Source organism: Amycolatopsis sp. cmx-11-51, from assembly GCF_047608665.1.
GTDB lineage: Bacteria > Actinomycetota > Actinomycetes > Mycobacteriales > Pseudonocardiaceae > Amycolatopsis.
Genome location: NZ_JADNQO010000008.1, coordinates 277,151 through 292,509, shown reverse-complemented (window position 1 = coordinate 292,509; position 15,359 = coordinate 277,151). Strand labels below are relative to the sequence as shown.

The following is a 15,359-nucleotide window of genomic DNA, read 5'->3' as shown; positions in this document are numbered from 1 at the left end:
GGCATCAACCGGCTCAAACGCTACCGAGCCGTCGCCACCCGATACGACAAACTCGCCGTCCGCTACGAAGCCACCGTCACCATCGCCGCGATCAACGAATGGCTCTAACATCTGAAACACGCCCTAGTTGCGAACCGGCGCTAGCCGTCGGTTTCGAGGCCGTCGCGGTCCGCCCATTCGAGCAGGGTGTCGAGCGAATACGCCGTGTCGTCGATGCCCGCGTGCAGGTCGCCGAGTTCGGCGAAGCGCGCGGGCACGGTGGCGATGGTGCACTCGCGCGGCTCGACGTCGTCGATCTCGTCCCAGGTGATCGGGGTCGAGACGACGGCTTCGGGCACACCGCGGACCGAGTAAGCACTCGCGATGGTGTGGTCTCGGGCGTTCTGGTTGTAGTCGACGAACAGCTTCGAGGGATCACGGTCCTTGCGCCACCAGGTGGTGGTGACCTCGTCGGGCATCCGGCGTTCGACCTCGCGCGCGAAGGCGAGTGCCGCCCGGCGTACCTCCTGGAAACCCCACCGGGGTTCGATCCGGACGTAGACGTGCAGGCCTGCCCCGCCGGACGTCTTCGGCCAGCCGGTGATGCCGAGTTCGTCGAGGATCTCGCGGACGGTGTGGGCGACCTCCCGGACGGTGGAGAACGGGCAGTCGGGCATCGGGTCGAGGTCGATTCGCCACTCGTCGGGGCGTTCGGTGTCGGCGCGGCGGGAGTTCCAGGGGTGGAACTCGACGGTCGACATCTGCACCGCCCAGATCACGTCGGCCGGATGGGTGACGCACAGTTCGTAGGCGTGCCTGCCGGACGGGAAGTCGACGCGGACGGTTTGCAGCCAGTCCGGGGCGCCGTTCGGGACGCGTTTCTGGTGGACCTTCTCCCCCGAGACACCGGACGGGAACCGGTGCAGCATGCACGGCCGCTCCCGCAGCGCGCGCACGATCCCGTCGCCGACCGCGAGGTAGTACCGCACCAGATCGAGCTTGGTCTCACCACGCGCCGGGAAGTAGACGCGATCCGGGTTCGAGACGCGCACCGTCCGGTCGCCGACCTCGATCTCCACCGCCGTGCTTTTCGCCATGCAGGCAAACTAACCCGAACCTGCCAGGATGGCGGCATGGCAGCACGGACCCGTGCGGAGGCACTGTCCCGCGAACGCATCGTCGAGGCGGCCATCGCGCTGCTCGACGCGGACGGCGAAAGCGGGCTGACCTTCAAGACGCTGACCGAACGCCTCACCACCGGCTCCGGGGCGATCTATTGACATGTGCCGAACAAGGGCGCGCTGCTCGCCGCCGCGACCGTCATCGGCGGGGCTCTAACCGTCGAGGACGGGCTCACCCCATGACGAGATTGCGCCATCGCGGCGGCTCGGCCACGCCGCGGATCTTCGAGAGCATCGGCCGTCGGGTCAGCGCACTCGCGGCGAACGCGTGGGAAGAACTCGATCCCGACCAGTTTCCGTTCACGAAGTCCATCGCCGGCCAGGTCCGCGAGCACGACGACCGGGAGCAGTTCCTCACCGGCGTCACCGCCCGACCGCGAGCCTGAGCGTCAGCCCTTCCGTCGCCTGGCCTTGTGGATCGACGCGACCATGATGGCGAACACCGCGCCGAGGAAGGTCACGTCCACCGCGGGTACCCAGCGCACGTCGCCGCCCTTGAGCACGTACGCGCCGACAGGGCGTGCGGCGAGCAGGAATCCGCCGCCCTCGCCTTCCTTGCCCTGTTCGGTGCCGTGCCCGCCGCCTCCGCCGCCGATGACGCTCGCGGCCGGGATCACCACGACACCGTCCTTGTCGACAGGCTCGCCGTAGACGCGCCGGACGGTGAGGTTGTCGCGCATGACGCCGACGATCTTCTCGAGTCCCATTCAGGCCCCCACCCCGTCCAATTTTTGCGTGATCGCGCCGCGCAGGAGCTTCCGCGCCCTGTCCAGGTCCATCGAACCAGAAAGCCACCGCTGACGGCGGGATCCACCCTTCGACGCACGACCAGCCGGGTCAGCCTTCCTGAGGCAGCAACGACATCACTTCGGACACCGGGCGCAAATGCTGCTCCAGCAACCGTGACGTCTCCTTCGCGTCATGGTCGTTCAAGGCGGCGACCAGCTCCCGATGTTCGTCGTTGATCACTGTCAGCCGCTCGGGCCGCGCCTCCAGCGCGCGGACCGCGACGCGTTGCTGCCGCGAACGGAGCGTGTCGTACAGCTCGGTCAGGACGGTGTTGCCCGCGGCGTTCACGATGGCGCGATGGAACCGTCGATCGAACCCCGAAACGGCGAACCAGTCGCGTCCGGCACCCGAACGCTCCATCCCTTCGATGAGTTCCGGCAGTTCGGCGGGAGCACCGGCCCGGTTCGCGCAGAGCGTCGCGATGGCGTGGCCTTCGATCAGCCGCCTGCTCTGGTAGACCTCTTCCAATTCCCTGGAGGTGACCGTGCGTACTTGCGCACCCTTGCGCGGCAAGAGGCTGATGAACCGTTCGGCGGCGAGGCGGTGGAAGGCCTCCCGGACCGGCGTCCTCGACACGCCGACGACGCCGGAAACCCACATTTCGTCGAGGAAGCGGCCGCCTTCCAGCTCACCCGAGATGATTCCGTCGCGCAGCCACGTGTAGACCCGTTCGCGCGCCGGGCCGCCCCCTTCGACGGTCACAGTCATCTCGTTCCCCTTCGTGCCGTTACTTTCCGCGACTGAGCCTACACCTGGACCAACCAAGTATCCATCATGTATACAAGAGCTCCACTTGATGGAAAGGGGCCCCATGGTGCACGTCGCGGTGGCGCAGTTCGCGCCAGGCAACGACAAACAGGCCAACCTCGCCCGCGTCGCCTCCCTCGTCGGTGAAGCGGCCGACCGCGAGGCGCGGGTGGTCGTGCTGCCCGAGTACTCGCTGTTCACCGTACCGACGATGAGCCGGGAATTCGTGACCTCGGCCGAAGAACTCGACGGCCCGTTCGTCACCGAACTGCGCGGACTCGCCAAGGAACGGCGGATCACCGTCGTCGCGGGCATCAACGAAGCGCTCCCCGGCGGCGAGCGGATCTCCAACACGCTCGTCGCGGCCGGTCCCGACGGGGCGATCGCCGCGCTCTACCGCAAGCTGCACCTGTACGACGCCTTCGGCTTCCGCGAATCGGAACTGGTCCGGCCCGGCGACATCGAAGCCCCGGAGACGTTCGAGGTCGACGGGATCGTGTTCGGTCTGCAGACCTGCTACGACCTGCGGTTCCCGGAGGTCACCCGGCGCCTGGTCGACGCGGGCGCGGACGCGGTGCTGCTGCCCGCCGAGTGGATGCCCGGCCCGCTCAAGGAGGACCACTGGACCACACTGGTCCGGGCGCGGGCGATCGAAAACACGATCTATCTCGTGGCGGCCGGACAGGCCGCTCCGACCGGGTCGGGGCACAGCATGATCGTCGACCCGATGGGTGTCGTGCTCGCCTCGGTCGGCGAGCGCACGGGGACCGCCGCCGCCGACCTTTCGGCCGAGCGCCTGTCCGAGGTCCGCGCCAAGAACCCGGCGCTGGAACTGCGCCGGTTCGCCGTCACCCCGAAGTCCTGAGTATCTTCTGACCAGGAGGTCCGTTCGTGAAGACACGCCCTCGGGCGTGGTGACGCGGCTTCCGTTCGCCTGGGTGCCGGGTGGCCGCCCGGCACCCAGGCTCTTACGTCACGGCACGAGCAGTCCCCAGTGGACGGCCCACGGAACGAACAGCACGGCTCCGCCCAGCGACAACCCGACCCGGACTGCCCCGCCGTCCTCGCGCCGCCACCACGAGACCGCGGTCACCGCACCGGCGATGACGACGCCGACCGCGATCAGCTGCAACGCGAGCCACGGCAATGTCCGTCCGAAAGGGACAGGCCCCGGTGCCATCACGCCTCCCGCCGTCAAGGTGATGTAGTAGGCGAGGAATCCCACCGTGGCGAGCAAGCCCGTCGACGCCAACCACCGTGCGGGCCGGGCGAGCGGCACATCTTCGCGACGGCGGAACAACGCCGTCACCGGATAGGCCGCGAACGCCAGCAACGCCAACGCCCACACGCCGATCTGCAACCACGGCGCCTCAAACCAGGCCAGCGGAGCCAACGCGACGCTTTCGCTCTCCTGCCTCGGCGGCGGATCCGCGGACGGCTGAACAGGACCGTCCTTCAGGCCGTTCACCCAGGTCCCGACCAGGTCGAGGTAGCCGGGGGCGAAACCGTCGAGCACGTCGAAACCGTCCGTGGTCCGCCGGAGTCCGTGCTGAGCCTGTGGGAAAACCTTCAGCGTGTACTGCCGGTTCCCCGTTCGTTCCAGCGTTTCCCGGAAGATCCGGACGGCCTCGCCGGGTGGGGTCAGCCGGTCCAGTTCACCCCACAGCCCGAGCACCGGTTGCCGCACCTTCTCCAGCACCGGCACCGGGTCGTACCCGGCCTCGGGGAATACACCGGCGCCCACGAGGGTCCGCATGTTCGTCGACGCCACCATGTCCGCCATCGAGCCGGTGACCCCGCCGTGCCGCAGGTAGGTCTCGAAGGCCCACGACTGCTGACGGTCGGGAGAGACGCCGTTGGCCCCGACGGCGACCGCGAAAGCGACGTCCTTCGACTTCGATGCCGCCAACGGCGCGACCCAGCCCCCTTCGCTCAAGCCCCAGACCCCGACTCGGGCCGGATCCACGCCGGAATGCGAGCGCAGCGCCTGGACGGCGGCGAGAGCGTCGTCGGCCAGGACCGAGTAGTCCCGCTCGAACAACGAGTAGCCTTCGGTCCGCTTGTCGTAGATCAGCGTCGCGATCCCCGCCTTGGCGAAAGCCTCGGCCTCGGCGCGGTAGTCGTTCCGGTCGTGTTCGCCGGAGCCGTGCACCATGACGATCCCGGGCGCGCGGCCGTCTCCTTCGGGCGCGACCACCGTTCCGCGCAAGGTCACGCCGTGGCTGGTGAACGACACGTCGCCGGCCGGAGCCGCGGCCGGCAGCGGTGCCGACACCGCCATCACGGCCGTGAGCAGCGCGGCGATCATCGGCTGCTCACCTGGACCACCTCGATCGACGGCGACGCGAGGATGTCCTTCTCGCAGTACCGTTCGGTGAACACCTTGCGGAAGGCCGCGTGCCCGGTGTCGAGGGTGTTCGATGTGTGGACGGGATCCTTGACGTCGAACGGAACCTTCCGCACATCCGATCCCATCTGGTCCATTGTGGACCGGAAGCGATCGAAGCGCAGCGCGCCCCGGCTTCCGAGCCGGCGCGAACGCTCGGCCCGCGTGGTGACCGCGACGTCGGCGATGGCGCAGACGTTGTCCTTGGCCGGGCGAATGGTGGCACCCGCGTCCGAAGACGCCGATGCCAGTGCCGGTCGAGCCGCCGCGGGCAGGCTCATCGCGGCACCGATGGCCGCGGTTCTCTTCCAGAGCAGCATGCTGCTCCCCCTTTGTGTGGAGTTGTTCGTGAAGACACGCCGTCCGGCGTGCTGACGCGATCCCGGGTGGTCGAGTGGCCGCTCTCCCACCTGGTAGTGCTCAGTCCCCCCTTTCCTCGTCCCCTTCCGGATCCGGGAACGCCACCCAGCGCACGATCACTTTCCGCGCGCCGGGAGCGGGTTCCGGCCGCCAGTAGCGGCGCAGCAGGTTCAGGTACTCCTCCCAGAACTGCTTGAGTTCGGGGAGGTCCACGTGCATCGTGCCGCGCGAGAACACGAACGCGTCGCCCCACTCGCCCAGTTCGCCACGCTTTTCGAGGAACCTCGCCAGCTGCTCGAGGTCTTCGGTGAACGCGGCACGGTGCGCTTCGTCGAACACCGCGCGCATCTCGTCGTTCTGCTCGCTGTGCCGGGGCCAGCGGATGTCGCGCGGCCGGGCCCGCCACCAGCGTTCCTTGCCGTGCGCGAGTTCCGGCGCCTCGTCGATGAAGTCGTACTTCGCCAGTTCTCGCAGGTGATAGCTGGTGGCCCCCGAACTCTCCCCCAGTTCCTTGGCCAGCTTCGTCGCCGTCGCGGGCCCCCGGCCCAACGACTCCATGATCCGCCTGCGCAGCGGATGCATCACCGCCTTCAGCACGGCGGCGTCGGTGATCTCTTCGGGCGGCGGCGGGCCGGTCATGGCAGCAGCGTACCGTGTGCAAAGAAAATTGTGCAAAGTCGTCTTTGCACGCGGTACGGACTGGTTCCGCGAAGAGGCGGACGATTCTGCTGGCGTTTTGGTGAACTCAGCGTGAAATTGACAACTTCACTACGAAGGTCTTGTGCCGGGAGGACGAAATCCCAGCGGGTTCGCAGGTTTTTCGTTTCGCCTTCCCCGAAAATCGGTTGTATCGGATAGTTTTGCCCGCAGTCGACCTTGCGGGAGAGAAACATGCCGAAGCACCGCCCTCGACAGACGGACAGGTTGTCCGCCCGGCACCGGACGGCCTTCGCGCTCGCCGGTGGCGCGCTCGCCGTCCTGCCCGCGGTCACCGCCTCGGCGGGTCCTGATACTCCGATCGCCGCGGCGAAGGACACCGCCGCGCCGCAGAATCAGGCCGCGCCCTGGCAGCCGCCTGTCGGCAGCGTCCCGGAGATCGCCGTCGACGGCAGCCTCCCCGAGCCGCCCAACCCGGACCCGCTGATGGTCCCCGGTGGCACGGGCAACGTCGGCGGATCGTTCGCGCCGTCGGGCGCGCTCGGCATCCCCGCCAGCATGATGAAGGCCTACCGCAACGCGGCGGACATCCTCGCGAAGGAACTGCCTGGTTGTCACATCGACTGGGCGCTGATCGCCAGCATCGGGCGGATCGAATCGAATCACGCGCGCGGCGGTTACGTCGACGCCAAGGGCAACACCCTCGAACCCATTCGTGGCCCGCAGCTCAACGGCGCCGGTCCGTTCGCGGCCATCCCGGACACCGACGGCGGCAAGTACGACGGCGACACCGTCTGGGATCGCGCCGTCGGCCCGACCCAGTTCATCCCGTCCACTTGGAAGGGCTACGCCTCGGACGGCAACGGCGACGGCGAGTCCAACCCGAACAACATCTACGACGCGACACTGGGTTCTGGCCGCTACCTCTGCTCCGGCGGTGTCGACCTGACCTCCGAGCAGACCCAGCGTGTGGCCGTGTACCGCTACAACCACTCACTGTCCTATGTGGACACCGTGATCCGGTGGGCGGTCTCGTACCGCGGCGGTGTCGCGACGTTCCCGGACAGCCAGGTCCCAGTCGGCGCCCCCGAGTCCTCGGCCGTCGCCGCCGGCATGCCCGGTGGCCAGGTCCCAGTGCCGACCCTGCCCGGCACTCCCCCGCCCGGCACGACCACGCCGCCGCCGAACCCGTTGCCCGGCACGTCGTTCCCGCCGAGCAGCAGCACGCCGCCTTCGAAGCCGACCAGCACGCCGCCGCCTTCTTCGACGCCGCCCTCGTCGACACCTCCTTCGAGCACGCCGCCGTCGTCGACACCTCCGCCGTCCAGCACCACGACCACTCCGCCGCCTTCGTCCACCCCGGCGGGGAACACCGGTGAGGCGACCCCGACCAGCTCCGCCTCCCCGACACCCTGATCCTGCCCGGAATGACCTGAAGCTGAGCCGCGTTACCGCTTCTCGTAGATCACCAACCGAGAGAAGCGAGACACGGATGTCGTCTTTCGTCATGACCGCCGAGGAACGGGAAGCCTTCCTGAGCGAGGTCCACATCGGGGTCCTGGCCGTGGAACGGGAGGGACGGGCCCCGCTGGCCGTACCGGTCTGGTACGACTACGAGCCCGGCGGGGAACTCCTGATCTGGATGGACGGCGGATCGGTCAAGGACAAGGCGATCAAGAAGGCGGGCAGGCTCAGCCTGGTCGCGCAGACGGAGGACTTTCCGTACAAGTACGTGACGGCCGAGGGTCCGGTCATCGCCAACGACCAGCCGCCGACCCGTGAGCAGGCGCTGAAGATCGCGCACCGCTATCTTCCCGAGGAGGAGGGCACGAAGTACGTCGACGGCTCGCTCAGCGACAACTCCGTGCTGGTCCGGGTCCGGCCGGAGAAGTGGCTCAGCAACGACCAGAGCAAGGCCTAGCCCCGGATGAGGTGAACGGGGCTTTCATCTCATTTTTGCGATGAAAGCCCCGTTCACCTCACTTCCTCAGCCCGCGATCGGCTCGAACTCGACAACGCTGTCGAGCGCCTTGCCCATCGCGGCGTTCCCTTCGCGTTCGATCATGATCTCCACCAGCACCGGCCGCGACGTCCGCTCCGCCTCCTTGCGCGCCCACTCCAGCGACGCCCGGATCTCACCCGGCTCGGTCACGCGGGTCCCGGCACAGCCGTAGGCCTCCATGACCTTCACGTTGTCCGTGCCGTTCTTGTCGTAGCGGATGTCGACTTCGAAGTTCATCTCGTAGCTGGTCTCGGCCTGCCGGATGAGCCCGAGGTACTCGTTGTTGAGCATGATCAGCACGAACCCGACGTCGTACTGCGCGGCCACCGCCAGTTCCTCCACCAGGAACTGGAACGAGTAGTCGCCGACGACGCCGACTACTTCGGCCTCCGGCTTGGCCTTCTTGACGCCGATCGCCGCCGGGATCTCCCAGCCGAGCGGGCCCGCCTGCCCGCACACCTGGTAATGGCGTGGCTTGTGCGCGCGCTGGAACTGCCCGGACCAGATCTGGTACAAGCCGATCGCGGTGACGAAATAGGCGTCTTCGCCGTAGAACTCGTTGATCTCCTTGAACACCCGCGGTGCCTTGATCGGCGTGTCCTCGAAGTCCTCCCGGCGCGGCAGGCTCTCCTTCAACTCACCGATCCGGCGGGCCCACCCGAGGTCCGGCGTCACCGAACGCCGGGAAGCGGCTTCGATCAGCGCGTCCAGGAACGCGCCCGTGTCCGACACGATTCCGAGGTCCGGCCCGAACACCTTGCCCAGCTGCGTCGGCTCGATGTCGACGTGGATGAACTTCCGGTCGCCGCGGTAGACCGCCAGGTCACCGGTGTGCCGGTCGCCGAACCGCGCGCCGAGCGCCAGCACCAGATCCGCTTCGAGGAAGGCCGCGTTCGCCCACCGCTGCGACGTCTGGACGCCCGCCATCCCGGCGAAAAGCTCGTGGTCCTCGGGGAAGGTCCCCTTGCCCATCAGCGTCACGCCGACCGGGACGCCGAGCAGTTCGGCCGCGGTCCGCAGCCGTTCGCTCGCGTCGCCGAGCACCACTCCGCCACCCGCGAGGATCAGCGGCCGTTCGGCGGCCAGCAGCAGATCGAGCGCCCGCTCGACCCTGGCCGGCGACGGGGTCGCGACGATGACCGGCAGCGGCGAGTCGATGCTGGAGTCCCACTCGATCTCCTGCCGCTGGACGTCGATGGGCAGATCGATCAGCACCGGGCCGGGACGGCCGGACCGCGCGATCCGGAACGCCTCCCGGAACACCCATGGCAGCTGCGCGGCTTCCTTGACCTGCACCGCCCACTTCGTCACCGGCTTGGCGATCTCGACGATGTCGACGGCCTGGAACGCCTCGGTGTGCAGCTTCCGCGAGTCGGCCTGCCCGGTGATGCAGATGATCGGGATCGAATCGGCCTGCGCGGTGTAGAGCCCGGTGATCATGTTGGTCCCGGCAGGCCCCGAAGTGCCGATCGCGACGCCGACATTGCCGGTGGTCCGCGCCCAGCCATCGGCCATATGGGTCGCGCCCTCTTCGTGACGCACGATCAGATGCTCGATGCCGCTGTCCTGCATCGCGTGATACAGCGGGAGAATCGCGGCGCCTGGACAGCCGAACGCGGTGTCGACGCCTTCACTGACCAGGACGTCGACGACGGCCCGCATGGCGGGGATTCTTGGCATTCCTCACTCCTTGCTTTCCGCGCCGGACAGCGTTTCGACGACCTTCAGCAGGGCGGAGTGATCGAGCGAGCCGTGGCCCATCGCCCGTCCGGCGGCGACGAGCTGGGCGACCAGCCCGGTGATCGGCAGCGCGATGTCGGCCTGCCTGGCGGCGGCCAGCGCGATGCCCATGTCCTTGTGGTGCAGATCGATCCGGAAGCCCGGCGCGAATTCCCGCGCCACCATGGACTTCCGCTTGAGTTCGAGGATCCGGCTGCCCGCCAGTCCGCCCGCGAGGACGTCCAGCCCGACCCCGGCGTCCACACCGGACGCTTCGAGCAGCACGATCGCCTCGGCGATCAGCCCGTACGTCCCGCCGACCACCAGCTGGTTCGCGGCCTTGACGACCTGACCGGCGCCGTGTGGTCCCACGTGCACGATGGTCTTGCCGACAGCCTCCAGAATCGGGAGCGCGGCAGCGAAATCCTCGTCCTCGCCACCGACCATAATGGACAGGGACGCCTGTACCGCACCGGCCTGACCACCCGAAACGGGCGCGTCCAGTACGCGGATCTCCCGCTCACCGGCCCGCTCGGCCACCTCGATGGAGGTCTCCGGCCGGATCGTGCTCATGTCGATCAGCAGGGTTCCGGGCTTCGCCGACTCCAGCACCCCGCCCACCGCCAGCACGACGGCCTCGACCTGCGGATGGTTCGGCAGCATGGTGATGACGACTTCCGCGCCGGCGACGGCGTCCGTCACCCCGTTCGCCGCCCGGCCGCCCGCGGCTTCCAGCCTCGCGAGCGCGTCCGCTTTCGTGTCGAATCCGCTCACCTCGTGGCCGGCGGCGGCGAGATGTCCCGCCATCGGCCCGCCCATGATCCCCAGGCCGATGAATCCCAGCTTGGTCATGCCCGTCCCCTTCGTTCGAAAGGCAGCCACGACAGCGAATCCGCACTCGGCCCGTCGGGTTTGTACTCCACGCCGACCTGCCCTCGGTAGCCCGCCGTCCACAGCTTTTCCAGGTATCCCTCGATGTCCAGCGTTCCGGTCCCCGGCTGGTGCCGCCCTGGGGCATCGGCGATCTGCACATGGCCGATCCGTCCGGTGTGGACGGTCGTGACCGTGTCGAGGTCGTCACCGTTGACCGCCAGGTGATACAGGTCGGCCAGCAGCTTCACGTTGTCCCGCCCGAGTTCGTCGAGCACCTTCAGTACGTCACCCGCGGTCTTGAGCGGGTATTTCTCCGCCCCCGACAACGGTTCCAGGACGATCTCCGCGTCGATCCGCGCGGCCGCGTCCGAGGCGAGCGCCAGGTTCTCCAGCCCGAGCTTGTCCTGTCCGGCCGGGTCGGCGCCGTCGATCCGGTTGCCGTAGAGCGCGTTGAACCGGCGACAGCCGAGCCGTTCGCCAAGCTCGATGGCGGAGGCGATACCGGCGGCGAACTCGTCCTCGCGCCCGAGCCAGGTGACGATGCCGCGATCGCCGCCCGCCATGTCGCCAGGGAAGAAGTTCAGGCCGGTCACCGCGATGCCCGCCTTCTCGACCGACGCCACGAACGCGTCGACGTCGGCCGCGTCCGGCACCGCCGTCTCGAACGGCCACCAGTACTCGACCGCGGTGAAGCCCGCCGCCCGCGCCGCCTCCGCCCGGTCGAGCAACGGCAACTCGGTGAAGACCATCGACAGGTTCAGCACATACGGCAGCGCATGACGCGAACCGGCAAGATCAACCATCGAAACCTCAGTAATTTCGCTATGCGGAACTTTTTTTTCGCATATCGAGAATAGACCGCCGACCTGCTCACGGTCAACGGGCGGTATACCGGAGATCAGGAAATGTCAGGGGTCTTCGCTAGCGTCGGAAGGCATGAACGCGACGCCCTTCCGAGTCCAGGTCCCGGAGGCCGATCTCGAAGACCTCCGCGCCCGGCTCCGCCGCACCCGCTGGCCCGAAGACGAGACCGTCGACGACTGGTCGCAGGGTGTACCCGCCGCCTACCTGCGAAAACTGTGCTCATACTGGGCGGATACCTACGACTGGCGTGCCGCGGAGTCGCGGCTCAACGCGATCCCCCAGTTCCGGACCGAGATCGACGGGCTCGGCATCCACTACCTGCACGCCCGCTCACCGCATCCCGGCGCGCTGCCGCTGATCCTCACGCACGGCTGGCCGGGTTCGGTCTTCGAGTTCCTCGACGTGCTCGGCCCACTCACCGATCCGGTCGCGCACGGAGGCGCCGCGGCGGACGCCTTCCACGTCGTGGTCCCATCCCTGCCCGGCTACGGCTTCAGTGACAAACCCGCCCGAACGGACTGGTCGATCCAGCGCGTCGCAGACGCGTGGATCCGCCTCATGGACGGCCTGGGCTACGAGCGGTACGGCGCTCAGGGCGGCGATTGGGGCACCAGCATCACCACGCTCATGGGGCGGACGGCTCCCGGGCGCCTCGCCGGGATCCACCTCAATCCGCCGCTGGCGGCGCCGGACCCGGCGACGTTCGACGACCTCACCGAATCCGAACGAAGGTCGCTCGACGACCTCGAACACGCGAAAGCCGATGGCTCGGGCTACGCGATCCAGCAGGCGACGAGGCCGCAAACGATCGGCTACGCGCTGACCGACTCGCCGGTGGCGCTGTGCGCGTGGATCGTCGAGAAGTTCCAGGCGTGGACGGATTGCGGAGGCCATCCGGAGAACGCGCTGAACCGGGACGCCATGCTCGACGACATCACGCTCTACTGGCTGACCGGCACCGGCGCCTCGTCCGCCCGGTTGTACTGGGAGAGTTTCGCCGAGGTGTCGAGCTGGTTCTCCGAGTCCACTGTGGACACGATCGGTGTGCCCGCCGGCTGTTCGATCTTCCCGCGCGAGACCCCGCGCCCGTCCCGCCGCTGGGCCGAGCGCCGGTTCACCGACATCCGGTACTGGAACGAACTGCAGCGGGGCGGCCACTTCGCGGCCTTCGAACAACCCGGCGTGTTCACCGACGAGGTGCGGGCGTTCTTCCGGCTCGTACGGTGACCGCTTGACTGTGACACCGTGTCAGGTTGTCTGGTGGGAGACGTCATGTTCAGTATCGGAGATTTCGCCAAACACGGCCGGGTGTCGGTCCGCATGTTGCGTCACTACGACGCCATCGGGCTGCTGCGGCCCGCCCACGTCGACCCGTTCAGCGGCTACCGGTCCTATGCCGGTGACCAGTTGGCCAGACTCAACCGGGTGATCGCGCTCAAGGATCTCGGTTTCACCCTCACTCAGGTGCAGGAGATCCTCGACGCGGAGATCGGCGTGGACGAATTGCGCGGGATGCTGCGACTGCGGCGGGCCGAACTCGAAGCGGCCATCGCGGCCGACGAGACCCGGCTCAAGGCCGTCGAGGCCAGGCTCCTGTCGATCGAAAGCGAGGGACGCATGCCTTCCGAAGACGTCGTCGTCAAAAACCTGCCCGCCGTGCGGGTCGCCGAGCTGACCGGGACGGCGAGCGGATACGTCAACGAGGAGATCGGGCCGGTGGTGCAGCGGCTGTACGAGGAGCTGTTCCCGGCACTCGGCGAAATCACCCCGTCGGGCCCCCTCATCGCCTACTACGAAGACGAGCCCGATGGGGAGCGGGTGCTGATCCACGCCGCCGTCCCGATCGCGGCCGAAACCAACGGCACCGAAGGGTTCTCGACGGTGAGCCTCGCCGAAGTCCCGGCGGCGGCGACGATTCTGCACCGCGGCTCGATGAAGACGGTGCTTTCCAGCTACCAAGCGCTGGCGAAGTGGGTCGACGCGCACGGTTACCGCGCGAGCGGCCCGGCGCGGGAGTACTACGTCGAGTGCCCGGCCGACGGGGACAAGTGGGTCACCGAGTTGCAACAGCCGATCACCAAGGCGTGACCGCACCCGTCTCGCGAGTAGCAGGGACCGGCGTTTGCCTACCTACTGGCTTCGATCATCGCGCTCGAGGCCTTGATCGGGTGGCCCTCGTGAGCGTGGGCGGGCGCCCGGGTTCCGAAACCGACCTGACCTCACGACCTGACAGCTATCGAACCACTGCCACCGGACTCATCTGAGTCTCGCGCCGGAAAGGTGATACAGGAGGGGCTGCGCCGGGGTGGTCGGGCCTCGATCAACGGAGGATCGGAGACGCTCAACGTCCCCGATCCTCCGTTGATCAAGGCCGAGACCGATGGAACGCCGTGACGATCCTGGTCACACATGGGTAGTCAAACACCGGTTCGCTCGAACCGTCCTTACCACTCACGAGCCTGAGACGGTCAGGAAGTCGACCAAAGCACCGCGGACTGCGTCCGGCGCCTCCAGCCACGGCACGTGGCCGACGCCGGGGAGCCGCACCCGGGTCACCGACGGCAAGGCCTGTTCCAGCGAGTCGACCGCCCACCGCGGCCGGTTGTCCGCCATCCCGTCGATGATCAGCGTCGGCACGGTGAGCGCCCGGCAGTCCTCGATCAGCGCTTCCTCCGGCACCCGTCCGCATTTCCTCGCTCAACGCGGTGTTCGCCTCGTAGTTGACCGGGAACCAGGGTGTCGCCATCGCCTCGGCATGACGCTCGCCGTCCGTCACGAAGTCCGCCGTCCATTGCAGCACCGCGAGTTCGCGGCTTTCATCGTGGCCGGCCGCGCGGAGTTCGGCCGACACCCGACACGTAGACGAGCGCGCTCACCCGCTCCGGATGCGCGAGGGCATAAAGGAGACCGAGATGCGCGCCCCACGAATGCCCGAGCACGGTGACACGGTCGAGCCCGTGCCACTGACGGACGGCATCGACGTCGGACACCATCCGTTCGAGGGTGTACGGACCGCGTGGTTCCGATCGCCCGGCACCGCGCTGGTCCCACCGGATCAACCGGAAACCCGGACCGGGATCGAGCGTGCCGAACATGTCCCACAGACCAGGGCCGCCGTGGCAGCACAGGATCGGTTCGCCCGGTCCGGTCGCCGAGGTCCACAGCTCACGGCCGTCGTCGGTGATCATCGGGCGATTATCCGGTAGGCGCGATCGCCGCCGTTGGCTATCTTCCGCGACATGACGACGTACACGCCACCGCAGCGGACGGCCACCCTCGCCGACGCGCCCGCAATCTCGGCGCTGATGCGGGCCTCGGTGCTGGAGTTGTTCCCCCGCTTCTACGACGAGCGGCAGACCGCGAGCGCGGCGGAACACATCGCGCATCTCGATCTGCAGTTGATCGAAGACGGCACCTACTTCGTGCACGAGGCAGACGGCGAGATCGTTGCCTGCGGGGGCTGGAGCAGACGCAACAGGACGCACGCTGGTTCCGGTGATGCGGCGGACGACGATCGTCCGCTCGACCCGGCCACCGAGCCCGCGCGGGTCCGTGCCATGTTCGTCCGCGGTGACTGGACCCGGCGCGGGCTCGGGCGCGCCATCCTCGAATCGTGTCGTCTCGCGGCGGAAGCCGAGGGATTCACCTCGCTGACGCTGACCGCGACCCTGCCCGGTGTCCCGCTGTACCGGTCGTTCGGCTTCACCGAGGTCGAACGGGTGACGGTGACGACGCCCGACGGGGTCGACGTCCCGGGTGCCGTCATGGCCCGCGGCGTCGATCGGGCCGGATAGCATCGGAG

19 protein-coding genes and 1 pseudogene are annotated in these 15,359 nt (G+C 68.1%); 9 read left to right on the top strand and 11 right to left on the bottom strand.

Annotated features, from left to right (window positions below; translation table 11 throughout):
• Positions 1-108 (top strand): annotated as a pseudogene (locus ACM6LU_RS26405) (IS5/IS1182 family transposase); the annotation flags it as partial.
• 32 nt (positions 109-140) lie between these two features.
• Here the strand turns inward: ACM6LU_RS26405 and ligD are convergent.
• Positions 141-1,076, bottom strand: coding sequence for a non-homologous end-joining DNA ligase (gene ligD, locus ACM6LU_RS26400; protein WP_414940447.1), 936 nt, complete (start codon positions 1,074-1,076; stop codon positions 141-143).
• A gap of 36 nt (positions 1,077-1,112) precedes the next feature.
• On the opposite strand from ligD, the gene ACM6LU_RS26395 reads away from it, so the two are divergent.
• The gene (locus tag ACM6LU_RS26395) at positions 1,113-1,259 is read left to right on the top strand and encodes a hypothetical protein (RefSeq protein ID WP_414940446.1); all 147 of its coding nucleotides are present in this window, start codon (positions 1,113-1,115) and stop codon (positions 1,257-1,259) included.
• 80 nt (positions 1,260-1,339) lie between these two features.
• Positions 1,340-1,546: a hypothetical protein gene (locus tag ACM6LU_RS26390; protein WP_414940445.1), complete on the top strand. Its 207-nt coding sequence runs from the start codon at positions 1,340-1,342 to the stop codon at positions 1,544-1,546.
• A gap of 3 nt (positions 1,547-1,549) precedes the next feature.
• On the opposite strand, the gene ACM6LU_RS26385 is transcribed toward ACM6LU_RS26390, so the two are convergent.
• A complete protein-coding gene (locus tag ACM6LU_RS26385; RefSeq protein WP_414940444.1) occupies positions 1,550-1,867 on the bottom strand; it encodes a sporulation protein in 318 nt (105 codons plus the stop codon).
• A 130-nt stretch (positions 1,868-1,997) separates the two neighbouring features.
• Positions 1,998-2,657, bottom strand: coding sequence for a GntR family transcriptional regulator (locus ACM6LU_RS26380; RefSeq protein WP_414940443.1), 660 nt, complete (start codon positions 2,655-2,657; stop codon positions 1,998-2,000).
• A gap of 103 nt (positions 2,658-2,760) precedes the next feature.
• On the opposite strand from ACM6LU_RS26380, the gene ACM6LU_RS26375 reads away from it, so the two are divergent.
• On the top strand, positions 2,761-3,561 hold the full coding sequence (locus ACM6LU_RS26375; protein WP_414940461.1) for a carbon-nitrogen hydrolase family protein: 801 nt from the start codon (positions 2,761-2,763) through the stop codon (positions 3,559-3,561).
• Between the two features lie 108 nt (positions 3,562-3,669).
• Here ACM6LU_RS26375 and ACM6LU_RS26370 read toward each other — a convergent pair whose 3' ends face one another.
• From ACM6LU_RS26370 to ACM6LU_RS26360, 3 genes are all read right to left on the bottom strand, one after another.
• On the bottom strand, positions 3,670-5,004 hold the full coding sequence (locus ACM6LU_RS26370) for an alpha/beta hydrolase family protein (RefSeq protein WP_414940442.1): 1,335 nt from the start codon (positions 5,002-5,004) through the stop codon (positions 3,670-3,672).
• Positions 5,001-5,402, bottom strand: coding sequence for a hypothetical protein (locus ACM6LU_RS26365; RefSeq protein WP_414940441.1), 402 nt, complete (start codon positions 5,400-5,402; stop codon positions 5,001-5,003). The genes ACM6LU_RS26370 and ACM6LU_RS26365 overlap by 4 nt, the downstream gene beginning before the upstream one ends.
• A gap of 100 nt (positions 5,403-5,502) precedes the next feature.
• Positions 5,503-6,081, bottom strand: a complete 579-nt coding sequence (locus ACM6LU_RS26360; RefSeq protein ID WP_414940440.1) for an ArsR/SmtB family transcription factor — start codon at positions 6,079-6,081, stop codon at positions 5,503-5,505.
• Positions 6,082-6,333: 252 nt separating this feature from the next.
• Between ACM6LU_RS26360 and ACM6LU_RS26355 the strand changes: the two genes are divergently transcribed.
• Together ACM6LU_RS26355 and ACM6LU_RS26350 are read left to right on the top strand one after the other, a co-directional pair.
• Positions 6,334-7,515: a lytic transglycosylase domain-containing protein gene (locus ACM6LU_RS26355; protein ID WP_414940439.1), complete on the top strand. Its 1,182-nt coding sequence runs from the start codon at positions 6,334-6,336 to the stop codon at positions 7,513-7,515.
• A gap of 76 nt (positions 7,516-7,591) precedes the next feature.
• Positions 7,592-8,020: a pyridoxamine 5'-phosphate oxidase family protein gene (locus ACM6LU_RS26350; RefSeq protein ID WP_414940438.1), complete on the top strand. Its 429-nt coding sequence runs from the start codon at positions 7,592-7,594 to the stop codon at positions 8,018-8,020.
• A 66-nt stretch (positions 8,021-8,086) separates the two neighbouring features.
• Here the strand turns inward: ACM6LU_RS26350 and gcl are convergent, their stop codons facing one another.
• From gcl to ACM6LU_RS26335, 3 genes are read right to left on the bottom strand one after another with little or no spacing between them, the layout of a single operon-like run.
• Positions 8,087-9,781: a glyoxylate carboligase gene (gene gcl / locus ACM6LU_RS26345; protein ID WP_414940437.1), complete on the bottom strand. Its 1,695-nt coding sequence runs from the start codon at positions 9,779-9,781 to the stop codon at positions 8,087-8,089.
• A gap of 3 nt (positions 9,782-9,784) precedes the next feature.
• On the bottom strand, positions 9,785-10,672 hold the full coding sequence (locus ACM6LU_RS26340) for a 2-hydroxy-3-oxopropionate reductase (protein WP_414940436.1): 888 nt from the start codon (positions 10,670-10,672) through the stop codon (positions 9,785-9,787).
• Positions 10,669-11,496, bottom strand: a complete 828-nt coding sequence (locus tag ACM6LU_RS26335) for a hydroxypyruvate isomerase family protein (RefSeq protein WP_414940435.1) — start codon at positions 11,494-11,496, stop codon at positions 10,669-10,671. Before ACM6LU_RS26335 ends, ACM6LU_RS26340 begins: the two co-directional genes overlap by 4 nt.
• Before the next feature lie 133 nt (positions 11,497-11,629).
• Here ACM6LU_RS26335 and ACM6LU_RS26330 point away from each other — a divergent pair, with 133 nt between their 5' ends.
• On the top strand, positions 11,630-12,784 hold the full coding sequence (locus ACM6LU_RS26330; protein ID WP_414940434.1) for an epoxide hydrolase family protein: 1,155 nt from the start codon (positions 11,630-11,632) through the stop codon (positions 12,782-12,784).
• A 45-nt stretch (positions 12,785-12,829) separates the two neighbouring features.
• Positions 12,830-13,645, top strand: coding sequence for a MerR family transcriptional regulator (locus ACM6LU_RS26325; RefSeq protein ID WP_414940433.1), 816 nt, complete (start codon positions 12,830-12,832; stop codon positions 13,643-13,645).
• Positions 13,646-14,008: 363 nt separating this feature from the next.
• Here ACM6LU_RS26325 and ACM6LU_RS26320 read toward each other — a convergent pair whose 3' ends face one another.
• Together ACM6LU_RS26320 and ACM6LU_RS26315 are read right to left on the bottom strand one after the other, a co-directional pair.
• The gene (locus ACM6LU_RS26320; protein ID WP_414940432.1) at positions 14,009-14,236 is read right to left on the bottom strand and encodes an alpha/beta fold hydrolase; all 228 of its coding nucleotides are present in this window, start codon (positions 14,234-14,236) and stop codon (positions 14,009-14,011) included.
• Positions 14,237-14,373: 137 nt separating this feature from the next.
• Positions 14,374-14,745 carry an alpha/beta fold hydrolase gene (locus ACM6LU_RS26315; RefSeq protein ID WP_414940431.1) on the bottom strand — a complete coding sequence of 124 codons (372 nt, stop codon included), beginning with the start codon at positions 14,743-14,745 and terminating at the stop codon, positions 14,374-14,376.
• A 51-nt stretch (positions 14,746-14,796) separates the two neighbouring features.
• Here ACM6LU_RS26315 and ACM6LU_RS26310 point away from each other — a divergent pair, with 51 nt between their 5' ends.
• Positions 14,797-15,351 carry a GNAT family N-acetyltransferase gene (locus ACM6LU_RS26310; protein ID WP_414940430.1) on the top strand — a complete coding sequence of 185 codons (555 nt, stop codon included), beginning with the start codon at positions 14,797-14,799 and terminating at the stop codon, positions 15,349-15,351.
• The last annotated feature ends 8 nt before the right edge of the window (positions 15,352-15,359 follow it).